This window comes from Nocardiopsis moroccensis (genome assembly GCF_055763695.1).
Map to the genome: position 1 here is coordinate 1506440 of NZ_CP199747.1, position 25778 is coordinate 1532217.

The 25778-nt window shown below is 71.7% G+C and carries 19 protein-coding genes and 1 pseudogene; 6 read left to right on the forward strand and 14 right to left on the reverse strand.

Going from position 1 to position 25778, the window contains the following annotated elements; translation table 11 throughout:
- Positions 1 to 78 precede the first annotated feature (78 nt).
- Positions 79 to 2958, reverse strand: a complete 2880-nt coding sequence (locus ACUKCB_RS06295; protein WP_473039536.1) for a helix-turn-helix transcriptional regulator — start codon at positions 2956 to 2958, stop codon at positions 79 to 81.
- A 295-nt stretch (positions 2959 to 3253) separates the two neighbouring features.
- Between ACUKCB_RS06295 and ACUKCB_RS06300 the strand changes: the two genes are divergently transcribed.
- Positions 3254 to 3946, forward strand: coding sequence for a VOC family protein (locus tag ACUKCB_RS06300; protein ID WP_473039537.1), 693 nt, complete (start codon positions 3254 to 3256; stop codon positions 3944 to 3946).
- A 98-nt stretch (positions 3947 to 4044) separates the two neighbouring features.
- On the opposite strand, the gene ACUKCB_RS06305 is transcribed toward ACUKCB_RS06300, so the two are convergent.
- The 5 genes from ACUKCB_RS06305 to ACUKCB_RS06325 all read right to left on the reverse strand — a co-directional run bounded on the left by ACUKCB_RS06305 (position 4045) and on the right by ACUKCB_RS06325 (position 10164).
- Positions 4045 to 5499 (reverse strand): FAD-dependent oxidoreductase, encoded by a 1455-nt coding sequence (locus tag ACUKCB_RS06305; RefSeq protein WP_473039538.1) that lies wholly within the window; start codon positions 5497 to 5499, stop codon positions 4045 to 4047.
- Between the two features lie 100 nt (positions 5500 to 5599).
- Positions 5600 to 7717, reverse strand: a complete 2118-nt coding sequence (locus tag ACUKCB_RS06310; RefSeq protein ID WP_473039540.1) for a molybdopterin oxidoreductase family protein — start codon at positions 7715 to 7717, stop codon at positions 5600 to 5602.
- Positions 7714 to 9105, reverse strand: coding sequence for an MFS transporter (locus tag ACUKCB_RS06315; RefSeq protein WP_473039542.1), 1392 nt, complete (start codon positions 9103 to 9105; stop codon positions 7714 to 7716). The genes ACUKCB_RS06310 and ACUKCB_RS06315 overlap by 4 nt, the downstream gene beginning before the upstream one ends.
- Positions 9106 to 9454: 349 nt before the next feature.
- Positions 9455 to 9613, reverse strand: a complete 159-nt coding sequence (locus tag ACUKCB_RS06320; protein WP_473039544.1) for a glycine zipper domain-containing protein — start codon at positions 9611 to 9613, stop codon at positions 9455 to 9457.
- Positions 9614 to 9708: 95 nt separating this feature from the next.
- Positions 9709 to 10164: an Lrp/AsnC family transcriptional regulator gene (locus tag ACUKCB_RS06325; protein WP_473039545.1), complete on the reverse strand. Its 456-nt coding sequence runs from the start codon at positions 10162 to 10164 to the stop codon at positions 9709 to 9711.
- A 110-nt stretch (positions 10165 to 10274) separates the two neighbouring features.
- Here ACUKCB_RS06325 and ACUKCB_RS06330 point away from each other — a divergent pair, with 110 nt between their 5' ends.
- Both ACUKCB_RS06330 and ACUKCB_RS06335 read left to right on the forward strand, forming a co-directional pair.
- Positions 10275 to 10685, forward strand: a complete 411-nt coding sequence (locus ACUKCB_RS06330; protein ID WP_473039546.1) for a DUF2000 domain-containing protein — start codon at positions 10275 to 10277, stop codon at positions 10683 to 10685.
- Positions 10686 to 10939: 254 nt separating this feature from the next.
- Positions 10940 to 11425, forward strand: coding sequence for a hypothetical protein (locus tag ACUKCB_RS06335; RefSeq protein ID WP_473039547.1), 486 nt, complete (start codon positions 10940 to 10942; stop codon positions 11423 to 11425).
- Between the two features lie 252 nt (positions 11426 to 11677).
- On the opposite strand, the gene ACUKCB_RS06340 is transcribed toward ACUKCB_RS06335, so the two are convergent.
- The gene (locus ACUKCB_RS06340) at positions 11678 to 12991 is read right to left on the reverse strand and encodes a DUF2716 domain-containing protein (protein WP_473039548.1); all 1314 of its coding nucleotides are present in this window, start codon (positions 12989 to 12991) and stop codon (positions 11678 to 11680) included.
- 523 nt (positions 12992 to 13514) lie between these two features.
- Here ACUKCB_RS06340 and ACUKCB_RS06345 point away from each other — a divergent pair.
- Entirely contained in the window at positions 13515 to 14324 is an 810-nt protein-coding gene (locus tag ACUKCB_RS06345) for a thioesterase family protein (RefSeq protein WP_473039549.1), read from the forward strand.
- Positions 14325 to 14400: 76 nt separating this feature from the next.
- Here the strand turns inward: ACUKCB_RS06345 and ACUKCB_RS06350 are convergent, their stop codons facing one another.
- The 6 genes and pseudogenes from ACUKCB_RS06350 to ACUKCB_RS06375 form a co-directional block, all read right to left on the reverse strand.
- Positions 14401 to 16326 (reverse strand): S9 family peptidase, encoded by a 1926-nt coding sequence (locus tag ACUKCB_RS06350; protein ID WP_473039550.1) that lies wholly within the window; start codon positions 16324 to 16326, stop codon positions 14401 to 14403.
- Between the two features lie 118 nt (positions 16327 to 16444).
- A pseudogene (locus tag ACUKCB_RS06355) lies at positions 16445 to 16594 on the reverse strand (hypothetical protein); the annotation flags it as partial.
- Positions 16595 to 17012: 418 nt separating this feature from the next.
- Positions 17013 to 18341: a hypothetical protein gene (locus tag ACUKCB_RS06360; protein ID WP_473039551.1), complete on the reverse strand. Its 1329-nt coding sequence runs from the start codon at positions 18339 to 18341 to the stop codon at positions 17013 to 17015.
- 626 nt (positions 18342 to 18967) lie between these two features.
- Positions 18968 to 19852, reverse strand: a complete 885-nt coding sequence (locus tag ACUKCB_RS06365) for a metal ABC transporter permease (RefSeq protein WP_473039552.1) — start codon at positions 19850 to 19852, stop codon at positions 18968 to 18970.
- The gene (locus tag ACUKCB_RS06370) at positions 19840 to 20586 is read right to left on the reverse strand and encodes a metal ABC transporter ATP-binding protein (protein WP_473039553.1); all 747 of its coding nucleotides are present in this window, start codon (positions 20584 to 20586) and stop codon (positions 19840 to 19842) included. The genes ACUKCB_RS06365 and ACUKCB_RS06370 overlap by 13 nt, the downstream gene beginning before the upstream one ends.
- Before the next feature lie 14 nt (positions 20587 to 20600).
- The gene (locus tag ACUKCB_RS06375; RefSeq protein ID WP_473039554.1) at positions 20601 to 21539 is read right to left on the reverse strand and encodes a metal ABC transporter substrate-binding protein; all 939 of its coding nucleotides are present in this window, start codon (positions 21537 to 21539) and stop codon (positions 20601 to 20603) included.
- Between the two features lie 910 nt (positions 21540 to 22449).
- On the opposite strand from ACUKCB_RS06375, the gene ACUKCB_RS06380 reads away from it, so the two are divergent.
- Both ACUKCB_RS06380 and ACUKCB_RS06385 read left to right on the forward strand, forming a co-directional pair.
- Positions 22450 to 24039, forward strand: a complete 1590-nt coding sequence (locus ACUKCB_RS06380) for a serine/threonine-protein kinase (RefSeq protein WP_473039556.1) — start codon at positions 22450 to 22452, stop codon at positions 24037 to 24039.
- A gap of 67 nt (positions 24040 to 24106) precedes the next feature.
- Positions 24107 to 25075, forward strand: a complete 969-nt coding sequence (locus tag ACUKCB_RS06385; protein ID WP_473039557.1) for an exonuclease domain-containing protein — start codon at positions 24107 to 24109, stop codon at positions 25073 to 25075.
- 16 nt (positions 25076 to 25091) lie between these two features.
- On the opposite strand, the gene ACUKCB_RS06390 is transcribed toward ACUKCB_RS06385, so the two are convergent.
- The gene (locus ACUKCB_RS06390; protein WP_473039559.1) at positions 25092 to 25739 is read right to left on the reverse strand and encodes a TetR/AcrR family transcriptional regulator; all 648 of its coding nucleotides are present in this window, start codon (positions 25737 to 25739) and stop codon (positions 25092 to 25094) included.
- Positions 25740 to 25778: the final 39 nt, after the last annotated feature.

Sequence of the window (25778 nt, forward strand, 5' to 3'; positions counted from 1 at the left end):
TCTGTGGGGGGATTGTGGAAGGGTGGCCACCCGAGAGTCATGATCTGTTGCGCGATGCGGCCAGACAATACGTAGTTACTACGTAGTTCGGTCCGTTGGCGGGGACCACGTAGTGGGCCCGGGGCTCGTGGGGGTGGTCAGGTCGCGGCGTGAGCGCAGGCCGAGTTTGGCCAGGGCGTTGGCCACGTGGGTTTCCACCGTGCGCGGTGACAGGTGCAGCAGTGCGGCGATCTCGCGGTTGGTGTGGCCCTGTGCGGCCAGCACGGTGATCTCGTTCTCCCGGGGTGAGAGGCGGTTGTCCCCCGTGCCTCCGCTTCTGGCGGGGGGTACGGCCACGCCGTGCTCGCGCAGTCGGCGGCGGACCCGCGCGGCGTCCCAGGTGGCGCCGAGTTCGGTGTACTCGGCCAGGGCTGCCTGGAGCGCGGCCACCCCCAGCGTCGGGTCCTGTCCCCGGGCCGAGGCCAGGTGGGTGTGGGCGCCGGCCTCGCGGGCCAGTGCGGCGTCGTAGGGGCGGGGCATCTCCCGGTAGGCGACTTCGGCCTCGGTGTACAGGTGCAGGGCCCGGTCGTGGTGGCCGCTGTGGTGGGCCAGGGCGGCCTCGAACCGGACCAGGGCGGCCTGGGCGGCGGGAGCGCTGGTACCGCGCAGGCCGGCGCGCAGCCGGGTGCACAGGTCCTGGGCCACGGCGTGGCGTCGGCACAGCAGCAGGGCCTCCATGCCCGGGACCAGGTCGGCGGCCCACACCCAGATGCCTTTGCTGGCGATCAGGGAGACCAGGCCCTCCACCTGTTTCCAGGCGGTGTTCGGGTCTTCCTGGGCCAGGGCCAGGCGGGCCAGGAGTCCGGCGGCGAAGGCGCGTACGGGCACGGTGTAGTCGGGGCCCTGGTGGTGGGGGCCGGGCAGGATCCGTTCCAGGTGGGTGCGGGCGGTGGCCGGGTCGCCCTGGGCCAGGGCCAGGCCCGCGCGGACCACGGTGAGTTCGGCGGTGACCGAGTGCAGGTGCGCCAGGCGGCGGGAGCGCAGGTCGTGTTCGGTGCGTTCGGCCAGGTCGGACCAGTGTCCGCGGTTCCAGTCCAGGATCAGGTGCAGAACGCGGGCGCTCTCGTGGATGTAGGGGTCACAGGACCCGGTGGCGTCGCTCAGGTGCCGGTCGGCGCGGTCGTAGTGGCCCAGGATGACGGCGGCGTCGGCGAGGTTGAGGGAGGCGCGGGCGAATTCGCGGCGCCGGGCCAGGGCCCGGGGGTCGGTGCGGGGTGAGGTGGTGCCGGGGTCGGGCAGGGCCACCTCCCAGGCGGTGGGGTCGCCGATCTGGGCGAGCAGGGTGGCCTGGTTGACGCGCACGGTCTGGTCCACTGCCGGGTCCTGGCTGCGTTGGGCGGCCGCCACGGCCTGTTCCATCCAGCGGCGGTGGGTGGAGACCGGGTCGGGGGTGGAGCGGGGTACGGCCAGGGCGCACATGACCCGGGCGGCCAGGGCGGGGCGTGAGGAGAGTTCGGCGGCGGCGCGGACGAGTTCGCCGCGGGCGGAGCGGTTCTGGGAGGCCTGGTTGAGCAGGAGCAGGCCCAGTTCCATCCGGAGTTCGCCGCGTTCGGTCGCCGACAGGCCGGGGGTGTCCAGGACGTCGCGCAGCAGGTCGATGGTGTGTTCGGCGGACAGGCCGGTCAGGGCGGCCCGGCCGAGTTTGAGGGCGAGGGCGCAGCGGCGCTGCGGCGGTAGGGAGTCGCGGCTGAGGGCGTCGCGCAGCAGGGCGACGGCGGTGGCGTCCTCGCCGCGGGTCAGGGCCTGGTCGGCGGCGTGTTCGGCGTGGTCGGTCCAGGTGTCCAGGAGTCCGGCCTCGCGGGCGTGGTGGGCCATCCGGTCATGGGGCGGCTCGTGCTGTTCGCCCAGGACGTGCAGGCTGGCCCGGTGCAGGTGGCGGCGTTTGTCGCGGGGCAGGGCGGTGTAGCAGGCCTGGCGCAGTAGCGGGGTGCGGGGGGCCAGGGTGGTCGGGTCGGTGGGGTGTAGCAGGCCGCGTTGGTGGGCGCGGGCCAGGGCCCTGTCGGCGCGGGTTTCGGGGAGGTCGGCCACGCGGGCCAGTTGGGTGTCGGTGGCGGGCCGGTCCAGGACGCAGGCCGCGCGTACCAGGCGGCGGGTGTCGCGGTCCACCGAGCGCAGTTGGTCCAGGATCCAGTCGCGCAGGGGTGCGGGCACGGGCGGGGTGGTGGGGACGGCGGGTTCGCCCGGGTTGGTGGGCAGGTGGGACAGGTGGTGCAGGGTCTCGACCACGGCCAGGGGGTGCCCGCCGGTCCAGGTGTGCAGGTGTCGGGCGTCGGTGGCGGTGGGGGCGGTGGTGAGTAGGTGCTGGGCCAGGGTGTGGACGTGTTCTGGGATCAGGGGGCCCAGGGTGATCTCGTGGTGGCTGGTGCCGGGCGGGGTGCGGGCGGCCAGGGCGGCGACGGGGAAGGTGTGCGGGAGTTCCTCGGGCCGGTAGGTCAGGACCAGGGTGAGGTTCGGGGGCAGGCGGGGTGCCAGGTAGGCGAGCAGGTCGCGGGTGGGTGGGTCGATCCACTGCATGTCCTCGAGGACGAGGACGGCGGGGCCCAGGGCGCCCAGGAGTTCGGTGAGGGCGCGGTAGGTGCGGTGGTGTTCCGCTGCGGGGCCGACCGGGGGCAGCGGTGGCGGCAGGGCGGTGCCGTGTTCGGGCAGCAGGGGCGCCAGGGCGCCGCACAGCGGGCTGAGGCCGGTGGGGATCGGGGCTTGGTGCAGGGCCTCGATGACGGGGGCGTAGGGGAAGGGGGCGGCGCGGGGCGGGCAGTGGCCGGTCAGTACGGTGCCGCTGGTGGCCTCGTGCAGTTCCTGGACCAGGCGGGTCTTGCCTGTTCCTGCCGTCCCTGCCAGCAGGACGATGGTTGCGGGAACCGCTGCCTCGCGCAGCTGCCGTCGTTCGGCCTCGCGCCCGACGAGTGGGGGGGAGCACACGCGGTCACGGTATAGCGACAGCGGGCTGTGCGGTAGGGGGAGGGCTGTTACGTATCGGCTTCGTCGCCGATGGGTTTCCGGAGCGGCAGGTGGTGGAGGCCGTGGACTGTGGCGCCCGGTGCGCGGGGCTGATTCGATGGGGGCATGGCGTGTCCCCGGGGGCGGCACGGTCGGGGAAGGGCGGGCGCGTTCGCATGACGGAGACGGTGTTCGTGGTCGTACCGGTGCCGGCCGGCGTGCTGACCGGGGGGACACGGAGCCGACCGAAACCCCCCACCCGGAAAGAGTCCAACTGATGCACCTGAGCAGACAGGAGGCCTCCGAGGCCGTCGCCGACCTGGGCTGGCGTTACCTGTTGGGGAACCTGCGCACCTGCGTTCCGGTCTCCTCGATGGCCCGTGCCGCCGAGGTTGGTGCGATCGCGGTGGATGCCTGCGGGCCGCGCGCGGACGCACACCTGAGCGTCGACCTGCGGCCCCGTAGGGTCGTGTTGACCCTGCAGACGGCCGAGGTGGCCGACCTGACCAGGACCGACCTGGATCTGGCCAGGCGCGTCAGCGCCGCACTGGAGCGGGCCGGGGCCCGCACGGGGGCCGACACCGACGACGGGGCCGGCGGGGCGCCCAGGGCGGTCCAGATGTTGGAAATCGCCGTTGACGCCCTGCACCCCGAGCGGATCCGCCCGTTCTGGAAGGCGGTCCTGGGATACGTCTGTGAGCCCGGCCATGACGGTCCCCGGGACCCGTTGGTGGACCCGCTCGGCCAGGGTCCGGCGGTGTGGTTCCAGCAGATGGAGCACCCCCGCCCCCAGCGCAACCGCATTCACTTCGACGTGTGCGTGCCCCACGACGAGGCGCGGTCCCGGTTGCGGGCCGCTCTCGGGGCGGGAGGCGTCCTGGTCGCCGACGAGCGCGCCCCGGCGTTCTGGGTGCTGGCCGACACCGAGGGCAACGAGGTCTGTGTGACCACCTGGCAGAACCGGGACTGACCCGCTCGGCCGTCAACGAAGGGGCGGTGGGGCCGAACCGCGAAACTCCCACCGCCCCCCCGGAGTCCGTCCGGATCCCGGGGGTGGGCGGGGGGTGCTCAGCCCACCGGTTCGGCGCTGCGGCCGCCCCCCATGCCCGCCAGGAGGGCGTTGACGTCGCGCACGCAACCGCCGCACCCGGTGGTGGCGCGGGTGCGCTCGGCGATGGTCTCGCGGGTGCGGGCTCCGTCCAGCCAGGCCTGCTCGATGTCCTCGCGGCTGACCGCGTTGCACCGGCACACCAGCGCCGGAGCGGCCTGGGAGTCCTCCTGTGGGGCCACGGGCAGCCCCTGGATCAGGGCGAGCCGGTCGGCGGGCACCGGGGCGCCGGTGTCGTAGAGCTGGGACAGGTTCGCCGCGGCCTGCGGGAAACCGAGCAGGACCGCGCCGACCACTCGCTCCTGGCGGACCGCGAGCTTGGCGTAGCGGCGCCCGTGCGGGTCGCTGACCGTGACCGTCTCCGTCTCCGGGCCCAGGTCCTCCTCCTGGACCAGGCCGAACGCGGTGAGTTCGATGCCCTCGGCCTTGAGTCGGGTCAGCGGGCGCGCCCCGGTGTAACGCGCCTGGGGCGCCTGCCCGGTGAGCCTCCGGGCCAGTACCGAGGCCTGCTCCCACCCGGGTTGGACCAGGCCGGCGCCGCCGCCGGGGTGCTGGGCGCAGTCACCGATGGCGTGCACCCGGGAGTCGGAGGTGGCCAGGCAGTCGTCCACCACAACGCCGTGCTCGACCTCGATCCCGGCGCCGGTGGCCAGTTCGGTGTTGCCGCGGACCCCCGCGGTGACCACCAGGGCGTCGCCGGGCAGGACCCGGCCGTCGTCCAGTTCCAGACCGGTCCCGGGGATCCATCGGGAGGCCACCCGCCACGAGTGCACGCTCACTCCCAGGTCCTCGTAACAGCGGGCCAGGGTCCGGGCGGCGTCCTGGTCGATCTGGCGGCGCATGATCCAGGGCGAGGACTCCACGACGCACACTCGGGCTCCGCGCCCGACCAGGCCCCGGGCGGCCTCCAGCCCCAGGACCCCGCCGCCCAGGACCACCACCGGCGCGCCGGGGCGGGCCAGGGCGAGCAGCCGTTCGCAGTCGGCGAGGTCGCGCAGTGCGGTGACGCCCTCGCCGGGCCGGCCGTCGGGGGCCGTGACCCCGGTGATGGGCGGGAAGGCGGCGCGGGCGCCGGTGGCCAGGACCAGTTCGTCGTAGGTCAGGTGGGTGCCGTCGTCCAGGTCCACCCGGCGCTCGGCGGTGTCCAGGCCGGTGGCGCCCACGCCCAGGCGCACGTTGACGCCGGGGGTGTCGGGCATCGGCAGACTGATCTGGTCGGGGGTGTACTCCCCGGCGACCACGCCCGAGAGCAGCACCCGGTTGTAGGCCCGGTGGTGCTCGGCACCCACCACGGTGACGTGGACACGCTCGCCGTCGGGGTCCAGGCGGGCGACCTCCTCGGCGAAGCGGGCGCCGACCATGCCGTTGCCCACGACGACGATCCGACGCGGTGACGCGCTCTGCACGGTGCTCAACTGCTGCCTCCTGGTGGGGTGGTGCCTGCCCGGGCGGCCTCGGCCGGGAACTGCGGCGGCGGGTCGGTGCCCGCACGGGTTCGAGGGACGGGTGCGGTGGTCAGGGGGTGCCCGGGGTGGCGGGTGCGGGTTCCAGGCGTACGGCGCTGACTTTGAACTCCGGCATGCGGCTGGTGGGGTCCAGTGCCGGGTGGGTGAGGTTGTTGGCGGACTGCGCGCCCGCGTAGTGGAAGGGCAGGAACACCGTGTCCAGGCGGGCCGTGGGGTCCAGGCGCACCCGGGCGGTGGTGTGGCCCCTGCGTGAGGTGATCCGGGCCAGGTCACCGGCTCCCAGGCCGGCGCGGGCGGCGGTGTCCGGGTGTACCTGCACGTACACCTCGGGTTCGGCTCCGTGGAGTTCGGGCACTCGGCGGGTCTGGGCACCGGACTGGTAGTGGCCCATGAGCCGTCCCGTGGTGGCGATGAGCGGGTGGTCGCCGTCGGGTTCCTCGGCCGGGGGCCGGTGTGCGACGGCGACGAATCGGGCGCGCCCGTCGGGGTGGGCGAAGGAGTCCAGGAACAGGCGGGGCGTGGGCTCCTGGCCCGCGCGCACCGGCCAGTGCAGGGCCTCCTCCGAGGCCAACCGTTCGGGGGTGACGCCGGAGTAGTCGGCCGCTCCCCCGGCCGAGGCGGCGCCCAGTTCGGCCAGGACGGTGTCGGGGTCGGTGGGGAAGCGTTCGGCGGGCTGGCCCAGCCGCACGGCCAGGGCGGAGAGCACCTCCAGGTCGGTGCGCACCCCCTCGGGCGGCGGTACGGCCCGCCTGCGGCGCAGCACGCGCCCCTCCAGGTTGGTCATGGTGCCCGACTCCTCGGCCCACTGGGCCACCGGCAGGACCACGTCGGCCAGGGCGGCGGTTTCGGAGAGCACGAAGTCGGCGGCCACCAGCAGGTCCAGGTCGCGCAGCCGGGAGCGGACACGCTCGCTGTCGGGGGCCGAGACCACCGGGTTGGAGCCGAACAGCAGCATCGCCCGCGGGCCGCCGGGGGTGCCCAGGGCGTCCAGGAGTTCGAAGGCGCTGCGGCCCGGTCCGGGCAGTGCGTCGGGGTGTACGCCCCACACCCCGGCCACGTGGCGTCGTGCCTGGGGGTCGTCGATCCTGCGGTACCCGGGTAGCTGGTCGGCCTTTTGGCCGTGTTCGCGCCCGCCCTGGCCGTTGCCCTGGCCCGTGATGCACCCGTAGCCCGAACCCGAGCGGCCCGGCAGGCCCAGGGCCAGCGCGAGGTTGATCCAGGCCGAGACGGTGTCGGTGCCCTTGGCGTGCTGTTCGGTGCCTCGTCCGGTCAGCACGTAGGCGGACCGGGCGCGCGCGGCCCTTCCCAACAGGTCGGCGGCGGCACGGATCTGGCCGGCGGGCACCCCGGTGGTGAGTTCGGCGTGCTCGGGCCACCAGGCGGCGGCGTGCTCCCAGGTCTGCTCGAACCCGCTCGTGCGCTCGGCGACGTAGTCGGTGTCCACCCAGCCCCGGGCGCGGACGGCGTGCAGCAGGCTCAGGGCCAGGGCGAGGTCGGTTCCGGGGCGCGGTGCCAGGTGCAGGCCGCCGTTGTCCAGGGCGACCTGGGCGGTGGCGGTGCGGCGGGGGTCGATGACGATGAGGGCGGGCGCGGACAGGTGTCCCATCATCGGTGGCATGGTCTCGGCGGGGTTGGCCCCGGCGAGCAGGACCGCCTCGGCCGAGCCGACGTCGGTGAGTGGGAAGGGCATGCCCCGGTCCAGGCCGAAGGCGCGCATGCCCCCGGCCGCCGCGGAGGACATGCAGAAGCGGCCGTTGTAGTCGATCTGTGAGGTGCCCAGGGCCAGTCGGGCGAACTTGCCCAGGGCGTAGGACTTCTCGTTGGTCAGGCCGCCGCTGCCGAAGACCGAGACGGTGTCGGGGCCGGATTCGGCGCGCAGTGCCAGGATGCGGTCGGCGACGTGGTCCAGGGCGGTGTCCCAGTCGACCTCGGTGAACTCCGAGGTGCGGTCCTTGCGCAGCAGGGGGCGGGTGAGGCGGTCGGGGACGGTGAGGACCTCGGTGGAGGTCCAGCCCTTGCGGCACAGCCCGCCCCGGTTGGTGGGGAAGTCGGCGGGGCGGGCGGACAGGCGCCCCTGCGGTCCGGTGTCCAGATGCATGGCGCACTGCAGCGCGCAGTAGGGGCAGTGGGTGCGGGTGCTCTGCGGTGCGGGCTCTGCCGGGTTCATCGGGTGACCGCCTCGGTGGAGGTCGGGGCGGCTGCCGCGGTGGGTCCGGCCGGTCGGCGCATGTACACCAGGTAGGTGATGGCCGCGCAGAGCAGGTAGAAGAGCCCGAAGGCGATAAAGCCGGGGGCGGCCGACTCGGTGGCGCGGAAGGATTCGCGGAAGACCAGGTTGATGGCGACGCCGCCCATGGCGCCCATGGCGCCGATCAGGCCGAGCATGGAGCTGGCGATGCGCTTGTTGTAGGAGAGGGTCTCCTCGCGGGGGGCGCCCTGGGCGATGGCGTTCTGTGCCTTGGCGGCGTAGATGGAGGGGATCATCTTGTAGGTGGAGCCGTTGCCGATGCCGGTCAGGACGAACACGACGCAGAAGGCTCCGATGAACAGGGCCAGGGAGTCGGCGTTGATGGCAGCGACGACCACACCGGTGCCGGCGACCATCGCGACGAAGTTCCACAGGGTGACGCGGGCGCCGCCGAAGCGGTCGGCCATCCTGCCGCCGACGGGGCGGATGAGCGAGCCGATCGCCGGGCCCAGGAAGGTGACGGAGGCGGCCTGAAGGGGTTCGAGGCCGAACTGGTTCTGCAGCAGCAGGCCGAAGGCGAACCCGAAGCCGATGAAGGAGCCGAAGGTGCCCACGTACAGGAACGACATGATCCAGAAGTGGCGGTCCTTGGTGGCGGCCAGTTGTGCGGAGGCGTCGCTGCGGGCGCTGGCGAGGTTGTTCATGTGGCGGACCGCGACCCAGATCGCCAGCAGGATGAACGGCACGTAGAACAGCGGGACGAAGTGTCCGGCCTGTGCGGTGAAGAGCGCGATGACGCCGAGGCCCACGAGCTGGACGGTGGCCACCCCGATGTTGCCGCCGCCGGCGTTCATGCCCAGGGCCCAGCCCTTCTCCTTCTCGGGGAAGTAGAAGTTGATGTTGGCCATGGAGGAGGAGAAGTTGCCGCCGCCGATGCCGGCCACGGCCGCCAGGACGAGGAAGAGCCAGTAGGGCGTCTGGGGTGCCTGGATGAGGAAGACGGCCAGGCCGGTGGGGACCAGCAGCATCGTGGAGGAGATGATCGTCCAGTTGCGGCCGCCGAAGAAGGGCACCGCCAGGGTGTAGGGCACACGCAGGACCGCGCCGACGAAGGCGACCACGGACACCAGCAGGAACTTCTGTTCAGGCGCCCAGTCGAACCCGGTGGCGGGGGTCATGAACAGGACCAGGACCGACCAGATACTCCAGATGGAGAAGCCGATGTGCTCGGAGAAGATCGAGGCCCACAGGTTGCGCCTGGCGACGGGGCGCCCCTTCTCCTGCCAGAACGCCTCGTTCTCCGGATCCCAGTCGGAGATCCAGCTCGGTCCGGTGCGTGGCGTGCGTGTTCCGGTCTCGGGGGTCACGACCAGGCCTTCCTGCTTGACGGTTGCTGACGTAACCGAAGGTAGGTAGGGGGCATTGCCTGGAGGTGTCGGGCCGTAACACGCGGGAAACACCTGCCTCACCCGGGCGTCGAAGGTGCGGTGAGACCGGTGTTTTCCCTGGTCGTTCGGGGCATGTCGGAATGGGGAGTGTGTCAGGGAACACTCTCGTGTTCAGGGTGTTGCGGGGGTCGGGCAGGTTCACGATCTCAGATCGCGGCCGAGGAGGCCACCACGGTAGGCGATTTCCCGGTCGCTGAGCGGGACGGTTTCGGGGTGTTCTCCGCTGCGGAGTTGAGGCCCGGCCGCCCGGAGCGGGCGGCGGCTGTGCCTACCCCTCGCGCTTCTTGGACTGGGAGGCGCCGAAGGCCAGACCGAAGACCAGTCCGAGAGCGATGCCCAGGCCCAGGTTGTCGAACAGCAACCCGAAGACGACACCGAGGCCCATGCCGAGACCGAGCCCGGCGCTCTGGCTGTGTTTCCTGCTCATACGTTCTCTCCCCCTGAGTACTTCTGTCCATTATCGGACGTTTCGTCGGTTCTTCGGGTTCCGTGGACGGCGGATCGGGACAGGGGCCGCCCCTCTCACCCCAGCGGTTCGGTGACGTGTTTGCGAGCACTGTCGTAGATGATCTGGCTGCGGAAGGAGGCCACCTCGCGGCGTTCGGTGAGCCGGTCGATGAGGAAGCTGTGCAGGGCGTCCAGATCGGGTACCCACACGTGCACCAGGAAGTCCTGCTCCCCCGCCACGACGTAGACGGCCAGGACCTCGGGCAGGGCGAACATCGCCGTCTTGAAACCCTCGATCGCCCGACGGCTGGGCGGGCGCAGCTCCACCGACACGAACGCTTCCACCCGCCGGTCGAGCGCCCCCGGGTCGACGTCGGCGTGGTAGCCGCGGATCACCCCGCGCCGGTGCAGCAGCCGCACCCGTTCCAGGCAGGTGGAGGGTGCGACACCGAGCTTGTGGGCCAGGGACCGGTTGGTCTGCCGTGCGTCCAGCTGGAGTTCGCGCACGATCGCCGAATCAAGTTCGTCCATGCCGACCAGTCTAGGAACCTGGCCGAATAGTATTCGGCAACCAGGCCACGGGGTTGTTTCCATGGCTAGTTTCTCCGTTGTCAACACGGCAGATGAACGGGGAGAGGCCCATGAGCATGTCCACCAAGCTGGTAGTCGTCCTGCGCTCGGACCTGGGGTCGGCGGTGGCTGCCAACGCCGGCGCCGTGCTCGGGCTGGCGTTGGGGGCGCGGCTGGAGAACTCGCTGGGCGCCGACGGCAAGGACGCGGACGGCAACGTGCACGCCGGGATCAACCCGCATCCGGTACCGACCCTGTCCGCCACCGGCGAGGAGCTGCGCCGGATCAAGGCTCTGGCGGACCAGCGCGACCTGGCGGTGGTGGGCTTCCACGAGGTGGCCCGCAGCTCGCGCACCTACGTCGAGTACCTGGACCGGCTCGCGGTGACCGAGCCGCAGGAGTTGGAGTACGTGGGTCTGGCGCTGTTCGGCCCCAGGAAGGACGTCAACAAACTCACCGGGAAGCTGTCCCTGGCCACCTGAGCGGGAGAAGCAGGGCAGCGGATCCCGGTCAGGTCCTCGATCCGCGTCCCGGTATCGGAGTGCGGGGTGTCGACCAGGTCGGCGGCGCTGGTGCCCGCGTGGACGGTGGCGGTGGAGGCACCCCGGGGCGGTACGGCGTTTTCGGACCCCCGTGCGGAACCGTTCGGCTGGCTAGGGTGTCTTATCCACGGGGCTTTCCGAGCGCTCGGAAAGCCCCGTGGACACAGTCGTGGGACGGCATGGAGGGTGACGCGGTGGAGCTGTTCGAGGAAGGCGCCAGGGTCCTGACCCAGGAGATGGTCAAGGGCAGCTGGACCATGGTCCAGGGGTGGATCACCCAGATGTTCCAGGGTGATGAGGCCAAGAAGCAGAAGGCCCTGGCCGAGCTGGAGGAGTCCCGCAGGGAGCTGGACGAGGACGACGGGGAGGCCGTGTCGGCCGAGGAGATGGAGCAGAACTGGAAGACCCAGCTGCGCCGCCTGCTGCGGGAGGACCCCGAGGCCGCCGCCGAGCTGCGCGCGATCCTGGACGAGGTGGCTCCGGAACGCGGCGGGACCCAGATCATCACCAACACCGCCCGTGACGTGCACGGAACACTGATCCAGGCGGGCACCGTCGGCGGGGTAGAGCATCACGAGACCCGCTACGGGGGCGACCACATCGACATGCGCGGCGTCGAGGCCAAGGGCGACGTGATCGGCACCCAGCACAACCACGGTGACCGTCCCCGGAAGAGCTAGAGGAACCGCCCGGGTGAGCAACGGAAAGCCCCGGCAGGCCCGTGAACCGCACCGATGTGCACGGTGCGCGGGGTGAGGGCGGGTCCGTCCCCCGCCAGTACGGCTGCAGTGCCGAGCCTTCCCGGGTCGCGGGCGGCGGTGTCGGGCACGGGCGGACGGTCACAGGCCCCTCCGGCCGGGGCGAGCACAGCAACAACCCACCCCGCTTCGGGGCCATGACCCGCCTCCGAATACGCTGCTCTGTCCGGCCGTTCAGCCGTTGGCGTGCCCGTCCCTGCGAATCGGGGCGCCGAGCAGCCGGTGGAGGTCTTTCTCCACCTTGGCCAGCAGCTCCGCGCCGAACACGCACAGGGTTCCCCGGCCGTGCGGGCCGCTCTCCCAGGGGTGGCCGAACGTGCCCAGGCGCAGGTCCCCGGTGAGGTTGATGTGGTAGTCGCCGTCGGGGAAGACGAACGCCGGGTGGGGCGGCTGTTCGGGTCCGCCGACCCGGCGCGGGTCGTAGCGGCGTCCGATGTGCTGCCAGTCCAGGGAATACAGGGACTCCCCCGCGGGGATGGCGGCGGTGAGTCCGCGCCGCACCGTCCGGTCCAGTTCGGCCACGTGCTCGGGGCGCTCGTCGGTTTCGTGGAGCGGCCAGGTCACCGAGGGGGTGGGGTCGACGATGCCGGGGAAGACCGTGGTGCTGGGGGTGAAGAAGAACCGTTCGGTGAACCGGTCCCACAGGTCGTCGTGTTCGCGGTCGTCGAAGAGTTCGGTGACCGGCCGGGCCACGGCGGGGATCCCGAGCGGTTGCCAGGTGTGGGTGCGCACGGTGGTGACCTCGTGGAAACCCGAGTCCAGGAGCATGCCGTACAGCTCCGGTTGGGCTCCGGGGTCGACCTCGGCGGCCATGAGGCGGGCCTGCGCCTGCCCCCAACCCCACCACAGGCCACGGCCGGGTCCCGCGTTGCGGGCCCACTCCCCCAGGAACTCCGGGCGGGGGGCGGTCATCCCCTCCAGGACGAGGAACGGGGTCTCCTTGCGGAGGGCGGCCCAGCTGGCTGCCCGTACCCGTGTCCTGCGCACCAGGGCGAGGGTGCGGTGCTCGAAGGAGATCCCGTCGGCCTCATGCTCCGCCAGGGGGCGCCGGTGCGGTCCGGAGGTCGCGGCCAGCTCCCGCACGGCCTGGGCGGACATCCGGTCGTTCTCCCGTAGCTGTTCGTCCTGCGTGGGCGGCACGGAGGGCAGGGCGGAGAGTTCGGCGACCAGGACGGAGCGTTCGGGGCCGGGGGTGAAACCGGCCGCCTGCAGGGCGTCTTCCAGGGCGGGCGGGTCGTGGGCGTGCACCGGCCAGTGCGCGGGTTCGGTGCGCGCCTCGAACCGGTCCCGCTGGCGGGCGACCAGGGCGGGCAGGTCCGTGCCCGGTGGCAGTGGGCCGTGGTCGACGCTGCCGTGGGTGCCGTAGTGGGAGCGGACCAGGCGGGCGCCGCTCAGGTGCGGGTCCGGCAGGTGTACTGCCCCGGCCCTGGGCGGTGTGGGGAGGTGACCGCGCAGGTGGGTGTCGTAGGCATGGCGGAGGTCGTGCATGGTGGCAGCCAGAGAGAGGGTCGGGCCCGGGCGGAGGGAGGAGGGCGAGGGGCGAAGCTGCGGGGGCGGCGCCTATTCTGTCAGGGCCGGGGCCCGGACGCCCGTCCCCGTGGCGGGGCGCCGGGCCGGAAGCCGGGACGGTGGTGTCCGATTGTCCTGGCCAGTCCGTAACCTCGCGCCGGGACCGGGCGAACGCTCCGTCGGGGTGGTCGCCCCAGCTGTGCGCTCGGCCGGGACGAGCAGTCCGGTCGGGTCCTCGTGGTACGGGGCGCGTACGGTCTGTGCGGTGGTCCGGGCGACCTCGCCGACGATGCGGCCCGCGGTCCGTCTCCCCTGCTTGCTGGTGGTTTCGGCCCCGTTCCCGGTGCCGTGGTGACGAAGCCAGGGCCCGACGTCGCGTCAGGGTCGAGCGGCGCACGGATGCCGCTCGTGGTCGCGACCGCCGGTGTGGGGGTGACCACAGAACCGAATGGAGTTCGGTTTTGGTGTGGCCAGCGGTTCTACTCGTCGGTAACATAACCGCATGAGCCTTGACCACCCCGCCGAGGGTTACGAGTTCGACCAGGACACCCGGGTCGAGAAACGAGCCGACGGCGAGTTCACAGCCACCCTCACCGACGGCTGGACCACGTTCACCTCGCACCCCAACGGCGGCTACGTCCTGGGGACGGCACTCAATGCCCTGCGGCAGACCCTCGCCCAGCCGGACCCCCTGGTGGTGTCCGCCTTCTACCTGCGCCCCGCCGCCCCCGGCGAGGCCGCACTGCGCACCGAGACCATCCGGGAGGGGCGCCGCACAGCTACCGGCGCCGTCGTCCTGGAACAGGGCGGCAAGGAGATCGTGCGCGCCACCGCCACCTACGGCGACCTCAGCGCCGAGGGCCGCGAACTGCACCTGCAGGGCCCGCCGGAGCTGCCCGCCCCCGAGGAGTGCGAGGTCCCCGCCGAGTTCGCGGGCAAACCGGAGGGCGTGACCATCGCGCACCGGGTCGAGTACCGCTACCCCCAGCGCCCCCAGTGGCTGGACGGCCGCAAGGACGGCAACCCCCAGGTCGACTTCTGGATGCGTTTCGCCGACGGGCGCGACGCCGACGTGCACTCCCTGCCTGCCATGGTCGACTTCGCCGTCCCGGCCGTGCTGGAGATCGGTGAGTTCAGCACCATCACGGTGGAGCTGACCACCCACATCCGTGCCAGGCCCGCGCCCGGGTGGCTGGCCTGCCGGGTCTGGACCAAGCACGTCTCCCACAGCCTCCACGAGGAGGACATGGAGATCTGGGACAGCGAGGGAAAGCTCGTCGCCCAGGCCCGCCAGCTGGCCATGCTCATCTGATCCTCCCCTCCTCCGGGCCGCCGCTCCCAGTCGAGCCGCGGCCCGGCGCGCTTCTCGGACAGGGGGTAGCAGGGGATCAGCCGTCGGCCCCCAGCCAGCGGTCGAACCAGGCGCGGGTGCGTTCGAGCAGGTCGATCTGGTTCGCGCGGCTCTCCAGCCCGTGCCCCTCGCCCGGGTAGAGCACGAACTCCTGTTCCACCCCGAAGCGGCGCAGCGCCCGGTGCAGGTAGACCGCCTGGCCCACGGGCACGTTGGCGTCCTCCTGCCCGTGCGCGATCAGCACCGGGGTACGTACGCGCGAGGCGAAGGAGACCGGACTGACCGCGTCGTGCGGGTGCGGACCCACGCCCTCCCAGCCGACACTGCCGCTCAGCCCCGCATCGGCGGCCCCGTACTCGCCGGTGGCGGCCAGCATCCCCCAGTCGCTGACACCGGCGCCCACGACGGCCGCGCCGAACCGGTCGGTCTGTCCCACAGCCCAGGCCGCCATGGTCCCGCCGTGGCTCCACCCGCCGATCCCGAGCCGACCGGGGTCGGCCACGCCCCGCTCGACGAGCAGGTCGACGCCGTCGACGATGTCGGTCCACTCCCCCGCCCCGAGCTCGCCCACCACCCGCTCGGCGAAGGCCCTGCCGTGCCCCTCACCGCCGCGCGGATTGGGCAGGAACACCGAGTACCCGAAGTGGGCCAGCCACTGCGCGGGCGCGTAGGGACTGAGCACGAACTGGTCCGTGTGGCGGCCGTAGGGACCTCCGTGCACCCAGGTGACCAGGGGGAAGGGTCCGTCCGAGGGGGTCGCGCCCACCGGCCTCACCAGGAGTCCGTCCAGGGCGAGGCCGTCCCGGGCCCGGTAGGACAGCCGTTCCTGGGCGCCCCAGGTGAAACGGTCGAGTTCGGGGCGCAGCCGGGTGAGCCGGGTGAGCGGCCCGGCGGGGCTGCCGGAGCACACCTCACGCGGATGCGCGGCGGTGGCGGCCCAGGCCGCCACGCGCGCACCGGTGCGGTCCGAGGTCAGTGACTCCAGGCGTCCGGTCGCGGACGCCAGTCGGACGAAGCGCCGGGCGTGGCGGTCCAGCCGGTGGATCTCGGTGTCCAGGCCGTGCGCGAACAGGGCCAGCGGCGGCCCCTGGTCCACCTGGACGAGTTCGAGGGGGCACCAGTACAGGCCATCGGTGAGGTTGGCCCGTACCTGGTCGGTGTGGTCGGGGACCAGGTCGAAGACGGCTTGCCCGCCGTCGGGGCCCGGGTCCATGGCCAGGTAGGACAGGTGCCGGTGTCGGCCGTCGTGCCACCAGACGGGTGAGTGGGCCTCCCAGCCGAGTGCGCCCAGGTCGTTGACCTTCCCGGTCGTGGTGTCCACCAGGTGCAGTTCCCAGCGGGGACGGACGGGGTCGCGTCCGGGGCCCGGCTGGGTGAGTACCGCCAGGGTGGTGGCGTCGGGGCTGGCGGCCGCCTCCAGCACGTGGCGTTCGCCCAGGCCGGTGACCGTGCGCAGGCGGCCGGTGCCGGTGTCGAGCAGGGTCAGGCGGTTGTGGGGTTCGGCCGCGCCCCACACCCGCGGCGCCTCACCGCGGTGGTCGGGGTCGGCGACCACCAGCGCCACCGCCGCCGTGCCGGGCAGCGGCAGGTGGTCCACCACCCCGCCCTCGGTGTGGGTGAGTACCCGGTGTCCGGTGCCGTCGGTGTCGATCCGGTGCAGCTGGGGCGTGCTCCGCTCCGGTTCTTCCGTGGTTTCGGCCCGGTCGGAGAGGAAGTACAGGTGGCGTGAGTCCGGTGCCCAGCGCGGTTGGTGGTCCCAGGACGTCCCGTCGGTGAGCTGCCGGGGCGGGTCGGCCGCGTCGGCGGCGGCCACCTGGAGCGCACTCGTGGGCCGGTCGGCGGCCCTGCTCAGGGCGGTGACGGTGTAGGCGACCCAGCCGCCGTCGGGGGACATGACCGGGTCCAGGGGGATGAGACCGTCAACGACCGTTTCGGCGGTGATCCGCGCTGATCCAACGCTCATGGGGCCTTTCGTCGTTTCCTGGGGCGCTGCACCCGGACGGCGGAAGCCTACCGGGGCCGGGCCGAGGCTCCGGGGTGCTGCCCTGTCAGGTAGGCACCGAAGCCGCCCGCGCGCCTGGTCAGCCGGTGGTTGCGTCGGTTTCGGTGTCGACCCGTTTGACCAGGCGTTCGTGGCGTTGGCGGGCGGCCTGTGAGGTGCCCGGGCCGAAGGCCAGTTCCTGCCAGGTCATGCCGCGCCCCTTGGCCATGGTGAGCAGTCCGGCCTCCATGGCGCGCTCTCCAGGGTCCGTGAACTCGGGCTCTTCCCAGAACGGCTGGAGGCCTCCCCCTACGACGCCGGCCCGGACGAGGAACCCGGAGGCGCCCGGCCCGCGGACGAGGTCTTCTGGCAGAGGCTGAGCCTGTACGTGTCCTCGCGCTGGGCCGGGCTGCTGGAGGAGCGGTACGCCACGGGTGCCTCTCGCCGGCACCGCCTGGCACCTGCCGCCCTCGAGGGATCCGGTCCCGCCGGGCCGCCGCTCCCCGCCGAGCCGCGGCCCGTGGTGGTTTTCCGCTTTGTCCCGGGCGCTCCACGCGAAGCCGCCTGCTCACCCGCACGACGAAGGGCTCTGCTGGCCCGCGCGGAAGAGGAGTCCTGCCGCCGTCTGGCACACCCACCCGGGCGATCGGGGCAGTCTGGTGGGCGGATCAGTCGACTGCGGTCCGCGCGGGTGCGGCTTCGGGGGCGCCGGTGCCCTCAGGTCGCCGGGGACGCTCGAACCGCTCGCGCAACTGGCCCAGGAGAGCCAGGGTCCGGGGTGAGAGTCCCGAGGCGCGGACGGATCGGACCGTGCTCTTCGCGGCCGGCCCGGCGGCGGGCGCGCGTTCACCACCGTTCAGGGACAGCAGCATCCGTGCCCGCAGCTCCGGGACCAGGGCGGCTTCCGACGAGCCCGGGGGAGGATCCGCAGGCTCCGGCCCAGGCGCGCTCCGGGGTGCGCGCTGGGGCGGCGGTGTGGCTCCCCGTCCGGGTTCGGGCATGATCTGGCCGGGCTCCGACCGGCACGGCTCACCGCAGATCGTGCAGTTGCCACCGGGGAGGTTGCGCGTGTTGTCGTGCACGGGGCAGGTGCCGGTGGCCCGCCCCAGGCTGTCCAGCCGGAACTCCTCGGGCCGGATGGAGGTCTCGTCCCCGTCCGAGACCGGCCACGGAGTCGTCCGCAGGGGCGACGTGTGGATGCCTCGGCCCAGTGAGCCGTTGAGGAAGTCCAGTGCGTACGTAATGTTTCCCAGACGCCGCATCAGCGCCGGGAACGGTCGGCGCAGCCGTTCCATCCCCGAGAACAGGGCTCGCACGTCGGGTTCGCCCAGCCCTTGGCGCAGGAGTTTTTCCACAGCCAGTGCCAAAAGGTCCCGGTCGGTCTCCGGAGAGGCCAGGAATGAGTTGGGTATGCGATTGATAAGGCCGAATATTCCAATCCGTGGCCTTTGTCGGGTTTGTTCTCCTGTGCTTGAGGTGCCACGGACGGAACTGTCCACCCCGGCATCAGAACCGTCCCCAGGGGAACAGTCTGTGGGTCGATCTGAGCTGGGGGCGGGGTCAACCTGAGCCGGGGTCCGGCGGCGCTTCAGAGGAGGTCGGTTGTGCACGGTGAGGGGCTCCTCCCCCAGTTGCGCGCGGCAGGCGTTGATCTCCTCCAGTACCACATCCGGGTAGTCCTCGGCCGGGACCAAAAGCTCCAGCACGCACGGCAGTCGGTAGACGCAGCGCCCGCGTTCGATGCCCCGGGCGAAGAACTCCAGGGATTCCGAGCGGGTGAGCTTGCGGATCACGCCCGCTTCGACCAGATCGTCGATGGCGCGCTTGAGGCTGCTGACGCTGAGGGTCCCGCCGGAGCGCTGGGCCAGGTTCTCCAACAGGAAGTAACACCAGCGCCCGTCGGCGTCGACCACATCGGCGATGGCCAACAGGGCCGACAGCGAACGCAGCGTGGGAAGCGCGCCCCTGCGGAAGACCTGCTGGACCCAGATGGCCATAATGAACCCGATGCCCTGGAATGCGCCCCGGGGTCGCTTGCGGGGTGGACGGAAACCAGGTGGATTCGCGGTTTCGGCTGCGCGGTAGGGGGCTGGGGCGCTAGACTCCATGACGAGTCACCTTCATTGGTATGAGGGGGGTGGCTCAGTCGACAAACCTGGTGGTGCAGGCGTCGGCCACAACCCGACCAGGTGTTGTCAGCACCGGGTCGGGTTTTTCTTGTTGCGATCCAAACTAGCGACCCGAACAAGAGTTCGCCGGGATTTCTCTCAAATTCCCGTACGGGAAAAACCCACAGGGCTAAGAAGTCGCACTTGTCTATTTCCACGGAAAGGCGACACGCTTGCCCGCCATGTCGACTTTGGGTCAGTGTGGAAATCATGGAGAGGACCGGTGCAGCAGGGTCGCCGCGGGCGCATCTCCAATGTCACCGCGGACGGGGACGGCCGCTCGGAGCTCATCAGGCTGCTGTCCGACTCCCGAGGCGCACTGACCCTGTCCGTCTACGCCGACGAGGATCCCCCGCTGCTCGCCGGGGTACTGCCGGACCCCCGACGGTGTGCTGTGCGCCCGCACTCCCCCGGCGCCCGGGTGCGCCCGTGTCGCCGCACCCTCCTCCGCTCCTTCAGCGCCCGGCGCGCGCCGCCCGCCTGGCCCGGGCGGTGCGGCCCTTCCACAGCACGCCCTGCCTGGGCGAGAACAGGTAGGCCAGGGCGAACGCGACCGCCTGGGCCAGCACGATGCAGCCGCCGGTGGACACGTTCAGGTGGAAGCTGGTGAACACCCCGGCCACGGCCGCGACGAAGGCCACCGCGGCGGAGATGACCAGCATGCGCTCGAAGCGGTCGGTGAGCAGGTAGGCGGTGGCGCCGGGAGTGATCACCATGGCCACGACCAGGATGATGCCCACGGCCTGCAGCGCCACCACGACCGTCACCGACAGCAGCCCCAGCAGCAGGGTCTCCAACAGGCGCGGGTTGACGCCGATGGCGTGGGCGTGGACCGGGTCGAAGGCGTACATGGTCAGGTCGCGGTGCTTGTACCAGACCACGGCCAGCACCACGGCGGCCAGCAGCAGCACCTGGAGGATGTCGCCGTCGGACACCCCCAGGACGTTGCCGAACAGGATGTGGCCCAGGTCGGTCTGGCTGGGGACCCGCGAGATCATCACCAGGCCCAGGGCGAACATGGCGGTGAAGACCACCCCGATCACCGCGTCCTCCTTGACCCGGGAGGTGCGGTTGACCACCCCGATCAGCGCCACCGAACCGGCCCCGAAGACCAGGGCGCCCAGCGCGAAGGGCATCCCGAACATGTAGGAGAGCACCACTCCCGGCAGGACCGCGTGCGAGACCGCGTCGCCCATCAGCGACCAGCCCACCAGGGTCATCCAGCACGAGAGCACCGCGCACACCACGCCCGCGACCACGCTCACCAGCAGCGCGCGTCGGACGAACTCGAACTGCATCGGCACCGTGAACCACTCCACGAGCGCGGTCAGCGGGTCCACTGGCGTCCCTCCTCACTGGGGTGGATACCGAACGCCTCCAGGAGTACGTCCGGTTCCAGTACCTCCTCGGGTGTGCCGTGCGCGATCACCCGGCGCTGCAACAGCACCGCCTCGTCGCACAGCACGGGCACCTGGGCCAGGTCGTGGGTGGACACCAGCAGGGTGTGTCCGGCCCGGCGCAGTTGCAGGAGCAGGTCGGTGATGGTGGCCTCCGAGCGTTTGTCCACGCCGGCGAAGGGTTCGTCCAGGAGCAGCACGTCGGCGCCCTGGGCGATGGCGCGCGCCACGAAGGCGCGTTTGCGCTGGCCGCCGGAGAGCGCGCCGATCTGGCGGTCGGCCAGTGAGGTGAGGTCGGTGCGGGCCAGGGCGTGGTCGACGGCCTCGCAGTCGGCGGGGCGGGGCCTGCGCCTGCGCCCCATGTGCCCGTAGCGGCCCATCATGACCACGTCGTGCACCCGTACGGGGAAGGCCCAGTCCACCTGTTCGGACTGGGGCACGTATCCGACCAGTCCTCTGCGGCGGGCGGCGGTGTTGTCGGTGCCCAGGAGGCGGACCCGGCCGCGGTCGAGGGGGACGAGGCCGAGCACGGCCTTGAACAGGGTGGACTTGCCCGAGCCGTTCATGCCCAGGAGTCCGCACACCCGGCCGGGTCGCACGGACAGGTGCACGTCTTCCAGGGCGAGGACGTCGCCGTAGCGGACGGTGGCTCCGGTGACCTCGATGGCCGCTGTCACGTCGGTTTCCTCCCTCACACGCCGGTCAGTCCGGCGACGATGGCCTGCGCGTCGTGGCGGAGCAGGTCGAGGTAGGTGGGTACGGGGCCGCCGGGTTCGGAGAGGGAGTCGACGTAGAGGGTCTGGCCCATGACGGCGTCGGTCTCGCGGATCACCGACTGCTGGGCGCTGTCGTTGACGGTGCTCTCGCAGAACACGGCGGGTACGTCGTTGTCGCGGACGAACTCGGCCACGGCGGCGATCTTTCGGGGTGTGCCCTCGCGTTCGGCGTTGACCGGCCACAGGTACTGCTCGGTCAGGCCGGCGTCGCGGGCCAGGTAGGAGAAGGCGCCCTCACAGGTGACCAGGGCGCGAGCGGGTTCGGGGACCTCGGCGAGTTCGTCCTCCAGGTAGGTGCCGACCTCGGTGATCTCCTCCTTGTAGGCCTCGGCGGCCTCGGTGAACTCCGTCTCGCCCCGGGGGTCGAGTTCGATGAGGGCGTCGCGGATGTTGTCGACGTAGACGAGGGCGTTGTCGGGGGACATCCAGGCGTGCGGGTTGGGTTCGCCCTCGTAGCCGCCCGAGGTCACGGGGATGGTGTCGATGCCCCGGCTCAGGACGGCGGTGGGGGCGTCCACGCGTTCGGTGAACTGCTGGAACCAGGCCTCCAGGCCCAGGCCGTTCTCCAGGATGAGGTCGGCGCCCTGGCCGCGCACCAGGTCGTCGGGGGTGGGCTCGTAGCCGTGGATCTCGGCTCCGGGCCTGGTCAGCGAGGCCACGTCCACCCGGTCGGCGGCGACGTTCCGGGCCATGTCGGCGATGACGGTGAACGTGGTCAGGACGAGGGGGCGCTCGCCCTCCTGGCCGCTCTGCGCGGAGGAGGTGGAGCAGGCGCCCAGGGCGAGGGAGAGTACGGCCGCGGGGACCACCGTCGACACGGTCTTTGAAGAGAACCAATCTCTAAAGTTCGGCACGCCTAACTTTTTATCACAACCGGGCCAAACTGCGCATCGGGTGTCGTCGCTCGCCGAAGCTGGCAGCTGCCCCCCCAGGGTCTCAGGAGCCTTGGCAGGTAGGGGGTGTCGGTAAGTGGAGCGTTTCACCAGGTGTCAATCAACCGGTGAGTAGCTTGTCGATGGTTCTCGCTGTTGCGATACTGAGAGAGCGCTGGATTGAGCCCAGCACTGCTGGGTTCCGGGCTGTTTGCACTCGTGGCTCTCATGTTCCGTCACCTTCCCAAGCCTGTCGGTGCTGTTCAGACCGTTCGCGAGAGGATGATGGCCATGGTGATTTCCCTGAGGAATGCTGGTCGCCAGGTGGTGGCTGGAGTCTGTGAAGGTGTCGTTGGCGGAGTTTGGTCCGCCTCGATGATGGGTGCAGCAGTGCCGGGCTGAGTTCGGCGAAACGATCGTGTGCTGAAGGCCCTACACCCGCTCGGGTGTAGGGCCTTCAGCTGACTCAAGCGAACATTCGCGCTGCCTGGTGACACGCCTCTTGCCGCTGCCCCAGGTATTGCCATGTGTCAGTCCGCAGATTGGGGCGCTGGCCATGCTCGCACGGGCGCCAAGGAGCCCGATAGCCTGCCACCTTTGATAAGCAGCGGGACCCACCGAGGCCGCTCGTCAAGTTGTCAGTGCCCAGGCCAGCGCCTTGCAGTGCTGACAACTTCGGTGAGCGCCAAGGGGGCCGGTCCCGAGGGGCTCCTCGGACCCGGGCAGGTGTACTTCCGTACCGCTGTCGGCCTGGCCCACGACTTCCCGGTCAAGCTTCGCGGACGTGCACGGTGGGGACAAAAACTTCCTAGAATGGACACTTTGGCGCGCGCTCTCCCCCTCCGCGGCTGTCGCGTCGCCCATTCACCCGCCCCCACCCCAGGAGCCCCAGGTGGTCAATCCCCACCGCACGCTGTGTGGACGCTACGAGCTCGTCTCCGAGGTCGGACGAGGTGGCATGGGGAGGGTATGGCGGGCCCGCGACATCGGACTCAACCGCACGGTGGCGGTCAAGGAGATCCTGCTGGGGCCGGGTCTGGACGCCGACGAACGCGCCCGGGTCGCGGCACGGGCCTGGCGTGAGGCCCAGGCCACCGCGATGGGCCAGCACCCCCACATCGTCACCGTGCACGACATCGTCGAGGACGACGACCGCCCCTGGATCGTGATGGAGTTCCTCGAAGGGGAGTCCCTGTACCGCCTGGTACGCGACCGGGGCCCGGTCCCGGTTGAGCGGGCCGCCGCCTGGGGGCTGGACCTGCTCGACGCGTTGACCACCGCGCACGACCAGGGCATCACCCACCGCGACGTCAAACCCGAGAACGTCATGATCACTGCATCCGGCCGGGTGGTACTCACCGACTTCGGCATCGCCACCATCGTCGACACCGCCGCGATCACCCAGACCTCCGGTGTCATGGGCTCCGCCGCCTACGTGGCCCCCGAACGGCTCGCTTCCGAACCGGCGACCCCGGCCGGCGATCTGTGGTCGCTGGGCGCCACCCTCCACCACGCGGTCACCGGGGTGTCCCCGTTCCAGCGCGAGGGAGTTCCGGCCACCCTGCACGCGGTGCTCAGCGCGGAGCCGCCCCGGACCCCGCCCGGACCGATGGGCGAGGCGATCCGGGGGCTGCTGGCCAAGGACCCCGCCGAGCGGCTGGACGCCCGGGGCAGCCAGGGACTACTGACCGCCGCGGCCCGGGGCGAGCGTTCGACCGGACACCCCGGGCCCCCCGTCCCCCGGGGCGGAACAGCCCCCCGGAGGGAGACCCTCCCCGACCTGTCCACCGCCCCGACGGCCGAGGGCACCGCCGTCAGGGCCCGGCCCGGCCGCACCCGGCGCCTGTCGTGGCCGGTGGTGGTACTCACGCTGGGAATGGCCGCCCTGGCGGTGGCCGCCACCCTGGTCGTCGTCGCCCCCTGGGGAGACGGCGGGCAGGGGCCCGGCCAGGCGGGCCAGGACGCACAGACGTCCCCCTCCCCTGACGTGGCCGCCGCGGAGCAGGCCCCGGTCGAGGAGATGGACGGGGAACCCGCTGCGGAGGGCATGACCTGGACCCGGGATCCCGAAGGCTTCGCCCTCCTGGTCCCCGAGGGCTGGCCCCGTCGCACCGAGGGCGCGAGCGTCTTCTACGACTCCCCCACCAGCAACGCCTATCTGCAAATCGACCGCACCCCGCACCCCAACGACGACGAGTACGCGCACGTGGTGGAGCAGGAGAGCGACTCGGTCGCGCAGAACCGGCTGCCCGGGTACGAGCGGATCAGGCTGGAGGACGTCACCGCCCGCACCTCCTTCGCCTCGGCCGCCGACTGGGAGTTCTCCTGGGACCGGGGTGAGGGCCCCCGGCGGCTCCTGGCCCGCAACATCGCCGTCGGCGAGGGCGACCACTACACGCTGGCGTGGAGTTCCTCCGAGAGCCTGTGGGCCGAGGACGCCCGGTGGCGCGAACAGGCCATCGAATCCTTTGACCCGTTCTGACCTCGGCGGTGCGAACGCCCCGGTACGCTCGACCCGTTCCGACGCAAGTACAAGGGAGGTAGCGGGGGTGTCCCACACCTGGACCGCGATCGACTTCGAGACCGCCAACCAGGACCGCGGCAGCGTCTGTGCCGTGGGTCTGGTCCGGGTGAGCGAGGGGCGGGTGGTGGACAGGTTCAGCACCCTCATCCGCCCGCCGGAGCCGGTGTCCTTCTTCTCTCGGCACAACACCGCCGTGCACGGGATCACCGCCGCCGACGTCACCGGGGCACCCGGCTGGGAGACGGTGCACGAGCAGGTGCTGGAGTTCGCACAGGGCGGGGCGCTGGTGGCGCACAACGCCGCCTTCGACATGGGTGCGCTGCGCCAGGCGTGCGCCCACACGGGCCAGGCGCTGCCCGCCCTGGACTACGCCTGCACCCTGGCCCTGTCCCGGCGCACCTGGGATCTGCCCGACCACCGCCTGCCCACGGTGTGCGCGCACGTGGGCCACCAGATCACCCAGCACCACCGGGCCGACGCCGACGCCGAGGCGGCCGCACACATCATGATCGCGGCGATGCTCCGCTACGGAACTAGCTCCCTGCCCGAGCTCTCCCGCGCCGCGGGTATGCGCCTGGGCCGTCTGGAAGCGGTCCGGGCCGCGGTCCGCCTCCCGGACGCCGCCCCCGCCGCGTCGGCGGCGCCCGTCGTGGAGGATCGTTACGGCCGCTGGCAGCGGGCCGCGCAGAGCCCTCTACCCGAACCCTCGCCGGAGGCCGACCCGGCCGGTCCGCTCTGCGGCCGCACGGTGTGCGTCTCCGGCGATCTGCGGGCGATGGACAAGCCCGAGGTGTGGAAGCGTGTCGCCGAGGCCGGAGGGGTGCCGGCCAAGAACGTCACCAAGAAGACCGACGTGCTGGTGGTGGGCGACAGCGACCACGGCGGCAAGACCTCCAAGCACAGGCAGGCCGAGACCTACATGGCCAAGGGCCAGCGGATCGACATCATCACCGAGTCCGAACTGATGCTTCGTCTGGGCATGGCCTCCGCCTGATCCCCGGCCTCCCCGTTCAACTCCCCGAGTCCGGGGGGCCGATGAGCTGGTGGCTGACCGCGTCGACGGCCCAGGCGGCCCAGCGGTCGGTGCTCCAGCCGAGTTGGCCGGTGTAGAGGGTGTACAGCTCGGGACTGAGCAGGCCGAGCAGGGTGTCGGCGGCATCCTGCGCGTCCAGGCCATCGCGCAGGGCGCCCCGGTCGGCCAGGGCTCGGGCGAACACGGTGTGGACGGTGCGGCGCTGCTCGGTGTTGGTCCGCCACAGCTCGGCCAGTTCGGGCTGGGAGGGGGCCGCGCCGCGGAGCACCTCCACCAGGGCGGCGACGCGGACCATGACCCGGGCGGTGCCCCGTACCTGGAGCCGGACCAGTTCGTGCGGGTCCTCGGCTGCCAGCGCCGCGCGGACCCAGGGGCGCTCCAGGGTGGCCACGGGCTCGGCGTCCCCGGCCACGGCCTGGTCCAGGGCCTCCTTGAGCACGGCCGCCTTGGTACCGAAGGTGTAGTAGACCGTCTGGGTCGCCACCCCCGCCTCCTCGGCGATGTTCGCGATGCTGGTGGCGGTGTAGCCGCCGGTGGTGAACAGCCGGGTCGCGGCCCGGGCGACCCGGACGCGGGTGGCGGCCGAGCGGGCGGCGCGGCCGTCGGCGGGTTTTCGTGCGTCCATGGTCACCATCCTACGACTTGACTGTAGTGTCACTACAAA

Bases quoted from the DNA above. Each gene is read 5' to 3' on its own strand.
- ACUKCB_RS06300 (WP_473039537.1), top strand. From the start codon at position 3,254: ATGCACCTGAGCAGACAGGAGGCCTCCGAGGCCGTCGCCGACCTGGGC.
- ACUKCB_RS06310 (WP_473039540.1), bottom strand. From the start codon at position 7,717: ATGAACCCGGCAGAGCCCGCACCGCAGAGCACCCGCACCCACTGCCCC.
- ACUKCB_RS06320 (WP_473039544.1), bottom strand. From the start codon at position 9,613: ATGAGCAGGAAACACAGCCAGAGCGCCGGGCTCGGTCTCGGCATGGGC.
- ACUKCB_RS06325 (WP_473039545.1), bottom strand. From the start codon at position 10,164: ATGGACGAACTTGATTCGGCGATCGTGCGCGAACTCCAGCTGGACGCA.
- ACUKCB_RS06330 (WP_473039546.1), top strand. From the start codon at position 10,275: ATGAGCATGTCCACCAAGCTGGTAGTCGTCCTGCGCTCGGACCTGGGG.
- ACUKCB_RS06340 (WP_473039548.1), bottom strand. From the start codon at position 12,991: ATGCACGACCTCCGCCATGCCTACGACACCCACCTGCGCGGTCACCTC.
- ACUKCB_RS06345 (WP_473039549.1), top strand. From the start codon at position 13,515: ATGAGCCTTGACCACCCCGCCGAGGGTTACGAGTTCGACCAGGACACC.
- ACUKCB_RS06350 (WP_473039550.1), bottom strand. From the start codon at position 16,326: ATGAGCGTTGGATCAGCGCGGATCACCGCCGAAACGGTCGTTGACGGT.
- ACUKCB_RS06360 (WP_473039551.1), bottom strand. From the start codon at position 18,341: ATGGCCATCTGGGTCCAGCAGGTCTTCCGCAGGGGCGCGCTTCCCACG.
- ACUKCB_RS06390 (WP_473039559.1), bottom strand. From the start codon at position 25,739: ATGGACGCACGAAAACCCGCCGACGGCCGCGCCGCCCGCTCGGCCGCC.